We start from the raw sequence: 14,512 nt of genomic DNA, 5'->3' as shown, positions 1-14,512 counted from the left end.
CGAGGCTGGGCGTCTGTCTGGATGCCCTGATCGTCTAGCCGTCCGGAGCGCCGCCCGTGGATCAGTTGGCCCTGCTGTTCGTGCTGTTGCTCGGGGCCGTGGTGAGCGTCCCGGTCGGGGACCGGTTCGGGCTGCCCTCGCCGGTGCTGATGACCCTGCTCGGGATCGTCCTCGCGGTCGCGGACTTCGTGCCCAACGTCGACGTCCCGCCGGACCTGATCCTGCCCCTGGTGCTGCCGCCGCTGCTCTACGCGGCCGTACGGCGCACCTCCTGGCGGCAGTTCGCCGCCAACAAACGGCCCATCTTCCTGCTCGCCGTGGCGCTGGTGTTCGTCACCACGGTCTGTGTGGCCGCCGTCGCCCACTCGGTGATCCCCGGGCTGCCGGTCGCCGCCGCGGTCGCGCTGGGTGCCCTGGTCGCGCCGCCCGACCCGGTGGCCGCGACCGCAGTCGCCGGGCAGCTCGGGCTGCCGCGCCGGCTCGTCTCCATCCTGGAGGGGGAGGGACTGTTCAACGACGTCACCGCCATCGTCCTGTACCACGTGGCGATCGCCGCCGCCGTCAGCGGGGAGTTCGTGCCCGGGGAGGCGGCCCTGGAGCTGGTGCTGTCCGCCGTGGTCGCGGTCGCCGTGGGCGTCGGGCTCGGCTGGGGCGCCAACCGGCTGCTCGACCTGCTCGGCGACGCGACCCTCCAGATCGGGCTCACCCTCCTCGTGCCGTACGCCGCCTACGTGCTGGCCGAGGAGCTGCACGGCTCCGGTGTGCTCGCCGTGCTCACCTGCGCGCTGTTCCTCGCGGAGTACGCCACCGACCCCGACGACGTGCTGACCCGGCTCGCCGGGCACGCCTTCTGGGACATCGTCGACACGCTGGTGACCGGGGTGGCGTTCGGGCTGATCGGGCTCGAACTGCACAACGCGATCCGTACGGCGTCCGGGCGCTGGGGCGAGATGCTCGGCTGGGCCGGGATCGTCGCGGCCGTGGTGATCGTCGTACGGCTGGCATGGCTGCTGCCGGCGACCTGGCTGACCAAACGGCTGCACGCGCGGCGGGACTACGACGAGGACATCCCGCTCAGCTGGCGGGAGACCGTGATCATGTGGTGGTCCGGGATGCGGGGGGTGGCGTCGGTCGCGCTGGCGCTGGCGATTCCGCTGGAGACGGAGGCGGGGGACGCGTTCCCCGACCGGGACGAGATCGTCTTCGTCGCGTTCGGGGTGATCATGGCGACGCTGGTGCTCCAGGGGCTCACCCTGCCGTGGCTGGTGAAACGGCTCGGGGTGCGGGCCGACACCGAGCGGGAGAAGGCGTTCGAGCGGGAGCTGGCGGTGCGGGCGGCGAAGGCGGCGAAGCGCAGGCTGCGGGAGATCGAGGAGGTGGAGGAGCTGCCGGAGGAGCTGAGCGAGCAGATGCTGCGGCGGGCGTTCGAGATCGGGGTGCGGATCAGTCCCGAGATGGGGGAGGAGGAGCGGCGGGAGGGGCATGACGCGCGGGTGCGGAGGCTGAAGCGGGTGCGGCGGATCCAGGGGGAGCTGCTCAGCGCGGCGCGGCACGAGGTGCTGGCGGCGCGCAGTGAGGTGGGGGCGGATCCGGAGGTGGTGGACCGGGTGCTGCGCCAGCTGGACGTGCGCAGCCTTCGATGATCTCCCACCCGCGCATCGCCTGTTCGGTCGGCTGAGAGGCGACCCGACCTTCGGTGGTTGCCCGCCGTCGGCGGGTTTCCCTGACTACCCTTCGGATCATGGCACGCAACGTGGTGATCAGTGGCGGTGGTACGGGAATCGGGCTGGCCGCGGCTCGGGTCTTCGCGGCCGACGGGGACCGGGTGCTGTTGCTCGGGCGGCGGCTGGAGGTGCTGGAGAAGGCCGGGGTCGACGGGGCGTTGGTCCGTGCCGCCGATCTGAGCCGGGTGGAGGAGGTCAGAGGGGTCGCCCGGCTCGTCGCGGAGGAGTTCGGGACCGTCGATGTGCTGGTCCACAGCGCGGGCGGGGCCGGACATCTGGAGCCGCCGAGCGACAGCGCGGATCCGCTCGACCGGGTCGCCCACCGGTGGACCGTGAACTTCCGGATCAACACGCTCACCGCCGCCCTCCTCACCGAGGCACTGAAGGACCGGCTGGCCTCCCCAGGCGGACGGGTGCTGTTCGTCAGCTCCATCGCCGCCTACCGCGGGTCCGGGAACGGGGCGTACGCCGGTGCCAAGGCCGCGCTGCACCCGTACGCCCGCGATCTCGCCCGGGAGCTGGGCCCGCGCGGGATCACCGCCAACACCGTCGCGCCCGGCTACATCGAGGACACCGGGTTCTTCGGCGAGGCCATCGACCCCGCCCGGCGCGAACGGCTGGTCGGCGAGACCTTCGACGGGCGGGCGGGGACGCCCGGCGACGTCGCCGCCACCCTGCACTGGCTGGCCTCGCCCGGCGCCGCGCACATCACCTCGCAGGTCGTCCAGGTCAACGGCGGCGCCGAACGCGGCAACTGAGCCCCCGCGTCACGGGTGGTGCGCCGCCGCCCCGTCCGAGGAGGCGGACTGGCCGGGGATCCGGGCCGGCGGCGGCGTCGCGTCCGCCGTGTTGACGCGCGGCAGCGCGTACGGGTGCTCCTTGGCCAGCCAGCGGACCATCTGCTCGCGGACCGTGACCCGCACCTTCCAGATGTCGTCGGCGTCCTTCGCGGTGACCAGGGCCCGCACCTGCATGGTGTTCGGGGTGGTGTCCGTGACGTCCAGCCCACAGGCGCGGCCGTCCCAGGCCGGGCACTCGCGCAGGATGTCCCGCAGCTTCTCGCGCATCACGTCCACCGGTGCCGTGTGGTCGACGTGGAAGTAGACGATGCCGGTCATCTGCGGCGTCCCGCGCGACCAGTTCTCGAACGGCTTGGAGGTGAAGTACGACACGGGCATGGTGATCCGGCGCTCGTCCCAGGTCCGCACCGTCAGGAAGGTCAGCGTGATCTCCTCGACGGTGCCCCACTCGCCGTCCACCACCACCGTGTCGCCGATGCGCACCATGTCGCCGAAGGCGATCTGGAGCCCCGCGAACATATTGCTCAGCGTCGACTGGGCGGCCACACCGGCGACGATGCCGAGGACGCCGGCCGAGGCCAGCAGCGAGGCGCCCGCCGCCCGCATCGCCGGGAACGTCAGCAGCATCGACGCCACCGCCATCACCCCGACGACGGCCGACACCACCCGCATGATCAGCGACACCTGGGTCCGCACCCGCCGCACCCGCGCCGGATCGCGGTGCACGCGCGCGTAGCGGGAGTACGACGTCTCCACGACCGCCGCCGCGATCCGGATCACCAGCCAGGCCACCGAGCCGATCAGCACCAGGGTGAGCGCCCGGCCGATGCCGGTGCGATGGTCCTCCAGCAGCTTCGCCTGGTCGTACGAGCCTCTCAGCAGGGCCGCGCAGAGCACCAGCTGGTAGGGGATGCGGCCGCGCCGCAGCAGACCCCACAGCGGTGTCTCACTGTGCCGGGTGTCGGCCTTGCGCAGCAGTAGGTCGGTGGCCCAGCCGATGAGGACGGTCAGCAGGACCGAGCCGCCGACCACGATCACGGGGCGGATCAGGTTCTCCATGCCCCCGAAAGTAACCGGGCGGGCGGGGGCTTGAACATGTGACTTCCGTGCAGAGACGCACACACGGCGTTGTCGGTGCGGGCTGGCACCATGGGCGCATGAACATCATGCTCTTTCACTCGATCTACGGACTGCGCCCGGCCGTGCGCGCGGCGGCCGACCGGCTGCGCGCCGCGGGGCACGAGGTGTGGACCCCGGACCTCTTCGCGGGACGCACGTTCGAGACGGTGGAGGAGGCCCGGGACCACCAGGAGGAGATCGGCAAGGACGAGCTGCTGAAGAGAGCCGTCCTGGCGGCCGCGCCCTACTCGGAGCGAGGGCTCGCGTACGCCGGGTTCTCGCTGGGCGCGGCGATCGCACAGACCCTCGCCCTCGGCGACGACAAGGCGCGCGGCCTGCTGCTCCTGCACGGCACCTCGGACCTCGCGCCGAACGCCTCGGTGGACGAGCTGCCGGTCCAGCTGCACGTGGCCGAGCCGGACCCGTTCGAGCCCGACGACTGGCTGAGCGCCTGGTACCTCCAGATGGGCCGGGCGGGCGCCGACGTGGAGGTCTACCGGTACGCGGGCGCCGGGCACCTGTACACCGACCCCGACCTGCCGGACTGGGACGAGGAGGCCGCCGAGGCCACCTGGCGGGTGGCACTCGGCTTCCTCGAGACCCTGTAGCCGGCGTGGCCGGCTGTCACACCGGGTCGTACGTGCGCTCCACCTTCTGCGTACCGCTGCGCGTGCGGTACGAACGGGACCAGGAGGAGGTCGCGGTGGCGCTGGTGCGGTCGGACAGGACGTAGTAGTCCATCTGCGCGCGGTCGGCGGTGATGTCCAGGACGCCGTAGCCGTGGCGGTCGGTGTCGACGAAGTGGACGTGCCGGTTGGCGGCCCGGATGATCGGCGAGGCGATCGCCGTCAGCGTGCCCTCGGGGACCTTGACGATGTCGTCGAGGTTGTCGGAGGTCACCGAGGTGACCACGAACTCGGTGGCGGCCGAGGCCGACAGCGGATAGGTCCCCGCGTCCACCGGCACGTCGTTGGCCCACGCCATGTGGATGTCACCGGTCAGGAAGACCGTGTTGCCGATGGCGTTGGCGCGCAGGTGCGCCAGCAGCTCACGGCGGTCGTCGGTGTAGCCGTCCCACTGGTCGGTGTTGAGGGCCAGGCCCTCCTGGGGCAGACCAAGCAGCTTGGCGAGCGGCTTGAACAGATCGGCGGAGAGGGAGCCGATCGCGAACGGCGAGATCATCACCGAGTTGCCGACCAGCCGCCAGGTGGTGTCGGACGCCTTCAGACCGGCCTTCAGCCAGTCGAGCTGGGCGCGGCCGGTGAGGGTGCGGTCCGGGTCGTCGACCGAGCCGTTGCCGACCTTGACCTGCTGTGAGCGGAAGGACCGCAGGTCGAGCAGGGACAGATCGGCCAGCTTGCCGAAACGCAGCCGGCGGTAGGTGGTGCCGGCGATCGCCGGACGGACCGGCATCCACTCGAAGTAGGCCTGCTTGGCGGCCGCCTGACGGCCCGCCCAGGTGCCCTCGGTGCCCTCGGTGTGGTTCTCCGCCCCGCCCGACCAGGCGTCGTTGGCGAACTCGTGGTCGTCCCAGATCGCGACGACCGGCGCCTTCGCGTGCAGGGCCTGGAGGTCGGGGTCCGTCTTGTACTTGCCGTGCCGCGTCCGGTAGTCGGCGAGCGTGAGGATCTCGTGCGTGGGCGAGGTCTGCCGGACGACCGTGCCGCGCGCGCCGTACTCGCCGGTGCCGTACTCGTAGATGTAGTCGCCGAGGTGCAGCCAGGCGTCCAGGTCGCCGCGGGCGGCGAGATGGCGGTACGAGGAGAAGTAGCCGGCCTCCCAGTTGGCGCAGGAGACCACGCCGAAGCGCAGACCGCCGACGGAGGCGTCCGCCGCCGGCGCGGTGCGGGTGCGCGCCACCGGGGAGTTCGTGCCGCCGGCCGAGAAGCGGAAGTAGTAGTCGGTGGCGGGCGCCAGGCCGCGGATGTCGGCCTTGACCGTGTGGTCGGAGGCGGCGGTCGCGGTCAGGGAGCCCCGCACGACGACGTTCGTCAGCGCCTTGTCGGTGGCGACGACCCAGCTCACCTCGGTGTCCGGGCCGAGCCCGGAGCCGGGTATGGCCTCGGCGGAAGGCGTCACCCGCGTCCACAGGAGGACGCCGTCGGGCAGCGGGTCGCCGGAGGCGAGACCGTGCAGGAAGGCCGGGGCCTCGGCGGCCGCGCGGGCCGGTATCGCGGCGGCGAGCGGTCCGGCCAGGACAGCCGTCGCCGCCGCGGCCTTGACGACCGTACGGCGGCGCGGGGACAGCGAGTTGGCGCGCTCTGACGGAGTGCCGGCGCTCTCGGGTGATCTGTGTCGACTGGTCACGGGCGATCAGATTACTGACCAGTACGACGAAAGAGCGGGCGAACGTGAAATGTTCGCCCGCTCTTCGGCTGTGTTTCGTTCTGAGGGGACTCGACCGGGTCAGCCCTTGAGGGCCGCCTCGATCGCCGTGTTGAAGTCGGCGACGGTCATCGGCGCGTTCTGGCTGCCGGCGGCTGTCAGCGTCTTGCCGTCCATCTTCAGGGTCGGGGTGCCCGAGACACCGCTCTTGTCGAAGGTCTTCGACATCTCCAGCGCCCAGCGGTCGTAGGTGCCGTTCTTCACCGCGTTCTGGAACGCGGTGTTGCCCTTCAGCTCCTTGACGGTGTCCGCGACCTTGATCAGGTAGGAGTCGTCCTTGAACTTGTCGTCCGTCTCGTCGGGGTGGTACTTCGCCGAGTACAGGGCGGTCTTGTACTCGAGGAACGCCTCGGGGCCGACGTTCAGCGCGGCACCGAGGGCGCTCAGCGCGTTCTTCGAGCCCTCACCGGTCAGGCTGCGGTCGAGGAAGGTGGCGCCGACGTACTGGATCTTGAACTTGCCGTCGTCGAAGTCCTTCTTCACCGTCGAGCCGACGGTCTGCTCGAACTGGGCGCAGATCGGGCAGCGCGGGTCCTCGTACATCACGAGGGTCTTCTTGGCGCTCTCCTTGCCGAGGACGACCGTCGTGCCGTTCTTGCCGCTGGTGTTGGCCGGCTCGACCAGCTTGGCGGTCTTGGCCTCCTCCCAGTAGCTGGGCTGGTTGGCCTGGACGACGGCGTAGCCTATGCCGCCGGCCGCGGCCAGCACGCCGACCGCCGAGGCGGCGACGATGATCTGCCGCTTGGCCTTGGCCCGCTTGGCCTGCTTCTCGCGCTCGGCGCGCAGCCGCTCCCGGGCCGCCGTCTTCGCCGCCGCGCTGTTTCGCTTGCTCATGTCGGTGTTCTCCATCGGGGACGCGCACGGACGTGCGCGGGATACGTGTGAGGGACTGCTCGTGCTCGGCGATCCGGAGGCCGCCGGGGCGTGCCGCTCAGGCGGCGAGGGCGAGGGCGGCCGGGCGCGGTGGTCCGCGCCGGCCCAGGGAGTGCACGAGGATCAGGTCCCGGGCGGCGGCCGTACGGTGCGCGGGCCGCGGCAGGCGGCGGGCCGCTGGGGCGCGTCGTACGGTCACGGCACGGACCGCGAGGAGCAGCGGCCGGAAGGTGGTCGCGCCGGCCGCCCGCAGCAGCTGGGCCAGCGCCCGCTCGCCCCGGCGCAGCCAGGCGGCCGCGATCAGGCCGACGGTGAGGTGCGCGGCGAGCAGCAGCCAGGCGGTGACCGGGTCGGAGTGGGCCATCAGCCCGGCGAGCCGGTCGGGGTCGGCGCCGGTGACCCGGGCCAGCGGGGTGCCGACCCGGCTGCCGTCGCCGCACAGCACGTCCCAGCCGACCGCGGCCAGTGGGCCCGCGACCGGGCCGCCGGCCCGGCCGTAGCAGACGTGCTGGCCGGTGGTGAAGATCGTGTCGGCCGCCAGCTCCAGCGGGATCAGCAGGGCGGCGATCCGCCCGAAGCCGCACTCGCGGCCCGCGAGGGCGTACGCGAGGAGGAACACGGCGGCCGCGACGGCGGCCACCGTGTTGAACGGCAGCGGGGCCCGGGACAGCAGGACGTGCGACGCGGTGCTGAGCGTCACGACGACCGCCGTGAACAGCGCCGCGCGTACGGCTCTGAGTCGGGTCCCGGATATGTCCATTGCGCTGGAAGTGTGTCACGCGCTCCCGTAAGAGACCCCTAAAAGGTCCCTGTGAGAACGCCGACTGTTACAGGCCCGGGATCCTGCTGTTGCGGAACAGGTCGACGAAGATCTGGTGGTCGGCACGGGCACGGGCGCCGTAGCTGTGCGCGAAGTCCACCAGGAGCGGCGCGAAGCCCTCCTCGTCGGCGGCGATGGCCGCGTCGATGGCCCGCTCGGTGGAGAACGGCACCAGGGACTCGCCGGAGGTGTCGTCCGCCGCCGCGTGCATGGTGGCGGTGGCCCGGCCCAGGTCGGCGACGACGCCCGCGATCTCCTCCGGGTCGTCGATGTCGCCCCAGTCCAGGTCGACGGCGTACGGCGAGACCTCGGCGACGAGCTGGCCCGCGCCGCCCAGCTCGGTCCAGCCCAGCCACGGGTCCGCGTGCTGCTGGAGGGCGCGCTGGGAGATCACCGTGCGGTGGCCCTCGTGCTGGAAGTAGCCGCGGATCGCCGGGTCGGTGATGTGCCGGGAGACGGCCGGGGTCTGGGCCTGCTTGATGTAGATCACGACGTCGTTCTCCAGGGCGTCGCTGTGGCCCTCCAGGAGGATGTTGTACGACGGCAGGCCCGCGGAGCCGATGCCGATGCCGCGGCGGCCCACGACGTCCTTCACCCGGTAGGAGTCCGGGCGGGCCAGGGAGGTCTCCGGCAGCGTCTCCAGATAGCCGTCGAAGGCCGCGAGGACCTTGTAGCGGGTGGCCGCGTCCAGCTCTATGGAGCCGCCGCCGGGCGCGAAACGGCGCTCGAAGTCACGGATCTCCGTCATGGAGTCCAGCAGCCCGAAGCGGGTCAGGGAGCGGGCGTCGCGCAGGGCGTCCAGCAGCGGGCCCTCGGCGGTGTCCAGGGTGAACGGCGGTACCTCGTCGCTCTTGGCGCCGGTGGCCAGCGCGCGCATCCGTTCGCGGTACGCGCCCGCGTACACCCCGACCAGCTCGGTGATCTGCTCGTCGCCGAGCGCCTTCGCGTACCCGATGAGGGCGATCGAGGCGGAGAAGCGCTTGAGGTCCCAGGTGAAGGGGCCGACGTAGGCCTCGTCGAAGTCGTTGACGTTGAAGATCAGCCGGCCGGTGGAGTCCATGTACGTGCCGAAGTTCTCCGCGTGCAGATCGCCGTGGATCCACACGCGCGAGGTGCGGTCGTCCAGGAACGGCCCGCCCTGCTTCTCTGCGTCCAGGTCGTGGTAGAACAGCGCCGCCGTGCCCCGGTAGAACGCGAACGCGGAGGCCGCCATCTTGCGGAACTTCACCCGGAACGCGGCCGGGTCGGCGGCCAGGAGCTCGCCGAAGGCGGTGTCGAAGACGGAGAGGATCTCCTCGCCGCGCTGCTCGTCGTTGAGCTGGGGAACCGACATCGCTGGGTGCCTCCTGGGACAGGTGATGCGTGACCTCGGGACGGATCGTCCGTCCCCTTGCAACGTCCGACGGTACGTGGGAGTGCCCGCCGGGTGTCAGTGGCGAGGCATAGACTTCGACGCTGACCCCCGGACTGTCCGCCCGCCAGTCGTCGAGTGTTTCCCTTGGAGGCCACGCCGTGTCGAAGCCGCCGTTCACGCACCTGCACGTCCACACCCAGTACTCGCTGCTGGACGGTGCCGCGCGGCTGAAGGACATGTTCAACGCCTGCAATGAGATGGGCATGACGCACATCGCCATGTCCGACCACGGCAACCTGCACGGGGCGTACGACTTCTTCCACACCGCGAAGAAGTCCGGGGTCACCCCGATCATCGGGATCGAGGCGTACGTCGCGCCCGAGTCGCGGCGCAACAAGCGCAAGATCCAGTGGGGCCAGCCGCACCAGAAGCGCGACGACGTCTCCGGTTCCGGCGGTTACACCCACAAGACGATCTGGGCGGCGAACGCGACGGGCCTGCACAACCTCTTCCGCCTCTCCTCCGACGCCTACGCCGAGGGCTGGCTCCAGAAGTGGCCGCGCATGGACAAGGAGACCATCGCCCAGTGGTCCGAGGGGCTCATCGCCTCCACCGGCTGCCCCTCCGGCGAGCTCCAGACCCGGCTGCGCCTCGGCCAGTACGACGAGGCGCTGAAGGCGGCCTCCGAGTACCAGGACATCTTCGGCAAGGACCGCTACTTCCTGGAGCTGATGGACCACGGCATCGAGATCGAGCACCGGGTCCGCGACGGCCTCCTGGAGATCGGCAAGAAGCTCGGCATCCCGCCCCTGGTGACGAACGACTCGCACTACACGTACGCGCACGAGGCGACCGCGCACGACGCGCTGCTGTGCATCCAGACCGGCAAGAACCTCTCCGACCCCGACCGCTTCAAGTTCGACGGCACCGGCTACTACCTGAAGTCCACGGACGAGATGTACGCCATCGACTCCTCGGACGCCTGGCAGGAGGGCTGCGCCAACACCCTCCTGGTGGCCGAGCAGATCGACACCGCCGGCATGTTCGAGGCCAGGAACCTCATGCCGAAGTTCGACATCCCCGACGGCTACACCGAGGTCACCTGGTTCCGCGAGGAGACCATGCGCGGCATGCACCGCCGCTTCCCCGGAGGCATCCCGGACGACCGCATGAAGCAGGTCGAGTACGAGATGGACACCATCATCTCGATGGGCTTCCCCGGCTACTTCCTCGTCGTCGCCGACTTCATCATGTGGGCCAAGAAGCAGGGCATCGCGGTCGGCCCCGGCCGGGGCTCCGCGGCCGGCTCGATCGTCGCGTACGCCATGGGCATCACCGACCTCGACCCCATCCCGCACGGCCTGATCTTCGAGCGGTTCCTCAACCCCGAGCGCATCTCGATGCCCGACGTCGACATCGACTTCGACGAGCGCAGGCGCGTCGAGGTGATCCGGTACGTGACGGAGAAATACGGCTCCGACAAGGTCGCCATGATCGGGACCTACGGCAAGATCAAGGCCAAGAACGCGATCAAGGACTCCGCGCGCGTGCTGGGCTACCCGTACGCCATGGGCGACCGCCTCACCAAGGCCATGCCCGCCGACGTCCTCGGCAAGGGCATCGACCTCAACGGCATCACCGACCCCTCGCACCCGCGCTACAGCGAGGCGGGCGAGATCCGCGCGATGTACGAGAACGAACCCGATGTGAAGAAGGTCATCGACACCGCCAAGGGCGTCGAGGGCCTGGTCCGGCAGATGGGTGTGCACGCCGCCGGCGTCATCATGTCCAGCGAGCCCATCGTCGACCACGCCCCCATCTGGGTGCGGCACACGGACGGCGTGACCATCACCCAGTGGGACTACCCGCAGTGCGAGTCGCTCGGCCTGCTGAAGATGGACTTCCTCGGCCTGCGCAACCTGACGATCATGGACGACGCCGTCAAGATGGTGAAGTCCAACAAGGGCGTCGACCTCGACCTGCTGGCCCTGCCGCTCGACGACCCGACGACCTTCGAACTGCTCCAGCGCGGCGACACCCTCGGCGTCTTCCAGTTCGACGGCGGCCCCATGCGCTCCCTGCTGCGCCTGATGAAGCCGGACAACTTCGAGGACATCTCCGCCGTCTCCGCGCTCTACCGTCCCGGCCCGATGGGCATGGACTCGCACACCAACTACGCGCTGCGCAAGAACAAGCTCCAGGAGATCACCCCGATCCACAAGGAGCTGGAGGAGCCCCTCGAAGAGGTCCTGGCCGTCACCTACGGCCTGATCGTCTACCAGGAGCAGGTGCAGAAGGCCGCCCAGATCATCGCAGGGTACTCGCTGGGCGAGGCCGACATCCTGCGCCGCGTGATGGGCAAGAAGAAGCCCGACGAACTGGCCAAGAACTTCACCATCTTCCAGGCCGGCGCCCAGAAGAACGGCTACAGCGACGAGGCCATCCAGGCCCTGTGGGACGTGCTGGTCCCGTTCGCCGGCTACGCCTTCAACAAGGCGCACTCCGCCGCGTACGGACTGGTCTCGTACTGGACCGCCTATCTCAAGGCCAACCACCCCGCCGAGTACATGGCCGGGCTGCTCACCTCCGTCAAGGACGACAAGGACAAGTCGGCCGTCTACCTCAACGAGTGCCGGCGCATGGGCATCAAGGTCCTGCCGCCGAACGTCAACGAATCGGTGCACAACTTCGCCGCCCAGGGCGACGACGTGATCCTCTTCGGCCTCGAGGCCGTCCGCAACGTCGGCACCAACGTGGTCGAGTCGATCATCAGGAGCCGCAAGGCCAAGGGCAAGTACGCCTCCTTCCCCGACTACCTCGACAAGGTCGAGGCGGTCGCCTGCAACAAGCGCACCACGGAATCGCTGATCAAGGCGGGCGCGTTCGACACGCTCGGGCACACCCGCAAGGGCCTCACCGCCCAGTTCGAACCGATGATCGACAATGTGGTCGCGGTCAAGCGCAAGGAGGCCGAGGGCCAGTTCGACCTCTTCGGGGGCATGGGCGAGGAGGACAACAGCGAGCCCGGCTTCGGCCTCGACGTGCAGTTCACCGAGGACGAGTGGGACAAGACGTATCTGCTCGCCCAGGAGCGGGAGATGCTCGGCCTCTACGTCTCCGACCACCCGCTGTTCGGCCTGGAGCACGTGCTCTCCGACAAGGCCGACGCGGGCATCGCCCAGCTCACCGGAGGTGAGCACGCGGACGGCGCGGTCGTCACCATCGGCGGCATCATCTCGGGCCTCCAGCGCAAGATGACCAAGCAGGGCAACGCCTGGGCCATCGCCACCGTGGAGGACCTCGCGGGCTCCATCGAGTGCATGTTCTTCCCCGCGACCTACCAGCTGGTGTCGACCCAACTGGTCGAGGACGCGGTGGTCTTCGTCAAGGGCCGGCTCGACAAGCGCGAGGACGTGCCCCGGCTCGTCGCGATGGAGCTCCAGGTCCCCGACCTGTCCAACGCGGGCACCAACGCGCCGGTGATCCTCACCATCCCGGCCACCCGGGTCACCCCGCCGATGGTCAGCCGCCTCAACGAGATCCTCACCCACCACCGGGGCGACAGCGAGGTCCGCATCAAGCTCCAGGGCCCGACCCGGACGACCGTCCTGCGTCTGGACCGGCACCGGGTCAAGCCCGACCCGGCGCTGTTCGGCGATCTGAAGGTGCTGCTCGGCCCGTCCTGCCTGGCGGGCTGAGGCCGGGACCCGGGAGACCAGCGCGAGGGGCGCGTCCGGATCCGGACGCGCCCCTCGGTGTGCCTGGGCTGCAACAGCCCACTGCGCGGACGTCAGTTGTGCCCGAACCGCTTCTGCCGGCCCTTGCGGGCGACGTCGGCCGGGGTCACCTGGGAGATCCGCTGTTCGGCCTGCTCCTGCATCGAGGACTGCTGGGCCTGCTGCTGACCACGCTCGGACTGCGGCTGTTTACGGTCCTGCTTCTTGTTCTTGGCCATGGGGATCTGCCTCCTGCGGGGGATGTAGGGACCAGAACCGCGACCAGATTCACATAGGCTGACACAAGGCGCATTTCGGATAATTACCGTCCGTGACAGGGGTTCTCGGAGCGCATCGCCCCGAAACGCCACGCCGAAGATCGAGTTCGGGCCGTTAACCCCCGCACGGTCGGGCAGACTCGAAGGAAGCCCGAAGCAAACCTCCCGGGAAGAGGGTGAGTCGTGTGGACCGCTGCATCGTCCTGGTGGACGCCGGGTATCTGCTGGGGGCGGCCGCGAGCCTCCTCGCCGGAGAACCCTCGCGGTCCCGTATCACCGTCGACCACTCCGCCCTCGTCCAGGGACTGCGCGAACAGGCCGAGTCCGACACCGAGCGCCCGCTGCTGCGCATCTACTGGTTCGACGGCGCCCCCGACCGCGTCCCCCAGCCCGAACACCGCAGGCTGCGCGTGATGCCCCGGGTCACCGTCCGGCTCGGCGCCCTGACCCGCAGCGACGGACGCTGGGCCCAGAAGGGCGTCGACGCCGCGATGCATGCCGAACTGACCGAGCTGGCCCGCAACCGCGCCTGCTCCGACGTCGTCCTCGTCACCGGCGACGGCGATCTGCTGCCCGGCATGATGGCCGCCAAGGAACACGGCGTCGCCGTCCACCTGTGGGCCGTCCAGGCCGCCGACGGCGACTACAACCAGTCCGAGGACCTGGTCGCCGAGGCCGACGAACGGCGCGTCCTGGACCGTACGTGGATCACCAAGGCCGTACGCGCCAAGGATCTCGGCGGAGTGTGCGCGCCGCCGCCCGTGCCCCGGCCCGAGATCGCCGCGATCCTCTCCGCGCCGCTGCCCGACACCGGCCTCGCCCCCGCCGCCGAGCGGCCCGCGGAGGAGCCCGAGCACGCCGGCGCGGACGCCGCCGACCGCTCCGGCGTCCCCGAGCGCCTGCCCGCCACCAAGGGCGTCCCCACCCCCAAGGACCTGGCCGCGCTGCGCGCACCCGGCGGCCATCCCGCCCCGCACCCCGCCACCGCCACCCTGCGCTGGTCCTCCGACAAGGGCTGGGTGGACCGGCCCGGTGTCGTCGCCGAGCCCGCCGAGGCCTCCTCCATGCCGACGCTCGCCCAGCTGACCACGGCCGAGCAGCGCTGGGCCGACCGCGAGGAGGACATCACCACCGTCGGCGGCGACCCGTTCGAGGTGGGACAGGTCTTCGCCCGGCGCTGGATGGGCCGCCTCGGCGACCAGGGCCATCTGCAGAAGCTGGCCGGCATGTACCCGCGCATCCCGCACCGCATCGACGGCGAGCTGCTCCGGTACGCGGCCCGCTTCGGACTGCTCGCGCACAAGGACGACCAGATCGACGAGCACGACCGCTACGCCATCCGGGCGGGCTTCTGGCGCGAGGTCGACGTCCGGACCGCCACCGAGCACGCGCCCGCCGGGGACTGAGGGCCCCCGGGAGCGGCCCCGAGGACGAGCGGGGCTC

11 protein-coding genes are annotated in these 14,512 nt (G+C 70.5%); 5 read left to right on the top strand and 6 right to left on the bottom strand.

Features of this window, described 5'->3' with window-relative positions; genetic code table 11:
* Window positions 1–56 precede the first annotated feature (56 nt).
* Window positions 57–1,643: a Na+/H+ antiporter gene (locus ABZ490_RS11490; RefSeq protein WP_358987898.1), complete on the top strand. Its 1,587-nt coding sequence runs from the start codon at window positions 57–59 to the stop codon at window positions 1,641–1,643.
* A 98-nt stretch (window positions 1,644–1,741) separates the two neighbouring features.
* Complete coding sequence (locus tag ABZ490_RS11485) at window positions 1,742–2,482, top strand: SDR family oxidoreductase (protein WP_358987895.1); 741 nt, start codon at window positions 1,742–1,744, stop codon at window positions 2,480–2,482.
* A 9-nt stretch (window positions 2,483–2,491) separates the two neighbouring features.
* Here ABZ490_RS11485 and ABZ490_RS11480 read toward each other — a convergent pair whose 3' ends face one another.
* Window positions 2,492–3,583, bottom strand: coding sequence for a mechanosensitive ion channel domain-containing protein (locus ABZ490_RS11480; RefSeq protein ID WP_358987892.1), 1,092 nt, complete (start codon window positions 3,581–3,583; stop codon window positions 2,492–2,494).
* A 98-nt stretch (window positions 3,584–3,681) separates the two neighbouring features.
* Here ABZ490_RS11480 and ABZ490_RS11475 point away from each other — a divergent pair, with 98 nt between their 5' ends.
* The gene (locus tag ABZ490_RS11475) at window positions 3,682–4,251 is read left to right on the top strand and encodes a dienelactone hydrolase family protein (protein ID WP_358987889.1); all 570 of its coding nucleotides are present in this window, start codon (window positions 3,682–3,684) and stop codon (window positions 4,249–4,251) included.
* 16 nt (window positions 4,252–4,267) lie between these two features.
* Here the strand turns inward: ABZ490_RS11475 and ABZ490_RS11470 are convergent, their stop codons facing one another.
* The 4 genes from ABZ490_RS11470 to ABZ490_RS11455 all read right to left on the bottom strand — a co-directional run bounded on the left by ABZ490_RS11470 (window position 4,268) and on the right by ABZ490_RS11455 (window position 9,054).
* Window positions 4,268–5,950, bottom strand: coding sequence for an alkaline phosphatase D family protein (locus ABZ490_RS11470; protein ID WP_358987886.1), 1,683 nt, complete (start codon window positions 5,948–5,950; stop codon window positions 4,268–4,270).
* 99 nt (window positions 5,951–6,049) lie between these two features.
* Window positions 6,050–6,862, bottom strand: coding sequence for a thioredoxin domain-containing protein (locus ABZ490_RS11465; RefSeq protein ID WP_358987883.1), 813 nt, complete (start codon window positions 6,860–6,862; stop codon window positions 6,050–6,052).
* Window positions 6,863–6,959: 97 nt separating this feature from the next.
* Window positions 6,960–7,661 (bottom strand): hypothetical protein, encoded by a 702-nt coding sequence (locus ABZ490_RS11460; protein WP_358987880.1) that lies wholly within the window; start codon window positions 7,659–7,661, stop codon window positions 6,960–6,962.
* Window positions 7,662–7,728: 67 nt separating this feature from the next.
* Window positions 7,729–9,054 carry a DUF2252 domain-containing protein gene (locus ABZ490_RS11455; protein WP_358987877.1) on the bottom strand — a complete coding sequence of 442 codons (1,326 nt, stop codon included), beginning with the start codon at window positions 9,052–9,054 and terminating at the stop codon, window positions 7,729–7,731.
* Window positions 9,055–9,233: 179 nt separating this feature from the next.
* Here ABZ490_RS11455 and dnaE point away from each other — a divergent pair, with 179 nt between their 5' ends.
* Entirely contained in the window at window positions 9,234–12,773 is a 3,540-nt protein-coding gene (gene dnaE / locus ABZ490_RS11450; RefSeq protein ID WP_358987874.1) for a DNA polymerase III subunit alpha, read from the top strand.
* A 92-nt stretch (window positions 12,774–12,865) separates the two neighbouring features.
* Here the strand turns inward: dnaE and ABZ490_RS11445 are convergent, their stop codons facing one another.
* Window positions 12,866–13,030 (bottom strand): hypothetical protein, encoded by a 165-nt coding sequence (locus tag ABZ490_RS11445; RefSeq protein WP_099053949.1) that lies wholly within the window; start codon window positions 13,028–13,030, stop codon window positions 12,866–12,868.
* 224 nt (window positions 13,031–13,254) lie between these two features.
* On the opposite strand from ABZ490_RS11445, the gene ABZ490_RS11440 reads away from it, so the two are divergent.
* Window positions 13,255–14,475, top strand: a complete 1,221-nt coding sequence (locus tag ABZ490_RS11440) for an NYN domain-containing protein (protein WP_358987869.1) — start codon at window positions 13,255–13,257, stop codon at window positions 14,473–14,475.
* Window positions 14,476–14,512 lie beyond the last annotated feature (37 nt).

It is taken from the genome of Streptomyces sp. NPDC005811, assembly GCF_040630405.1.
GTDB lineage: Bacteria > Actinomycetota > Actinomycetes > Streptomycetales > Streptomycetaceae > Streptomyces.
This window is presented reverse-complemented; position numbering and strand designations above follow the sequence as displayed.

What these genes read in the sequence shown, in the direction of transcription:
- ABZ490_RS11485 (WP_358987895.1), top strand. Translation starts at nt 1,742, where the DNA reads ATGGCACGCAACGTGGTGATCAGTGGCGGTGGTACGGGAATCGGGCTG.
- ABZ490_RS11480 (WP_358987892.1), bottom strand. Translation starts at nt 3,583, where the DNA reads ATGGAGAACCTGATCCGCCCCGTGATCGTGGTCGGCGGCTCGGTCCTG.
- ABZ490_RS11475 (WP_358987889.1), top strand. Translation starts at nt 3,682, where the DNA reads ATGAACATCATGCTCTTTCACTCGATCTACGGACTGCGCCCGGCCGTG.
- ABZ490_RS11465 (WP_358987883.1), bottom strand. Translation starts at nt 6,862, where the DNA reads ATGAGCAAGCGAAACAGCGCGGCGGCGAAGACGGCGGCCCGGGAGCGG.
- ABZ490_RS11460 (WP_358987880.1), bottom strand. Translation starts at nt 7,661, where the DNA reads ATGGACATATCCGGGACCCGACTCAGAGCCGTACGCGCGGCGCTGTTC.
- ABZ490_RS11455 (WP_358987877.1), bottom strand. Translation starts at nt 9,054, where the DNA reads ATGTCGGTTCCCCAGCTCAACGACGAGCAGCGCGGCGAGGAGATCCTC.
- ABZ490_RS11445 (WP_099053949.1), bottom strand. Translation starts at nt 13,030, where the DNA reads ATGGCCAAGAACAAGAAGCAGGACCGTAAACAGCCGCAGTCCGAGCGT.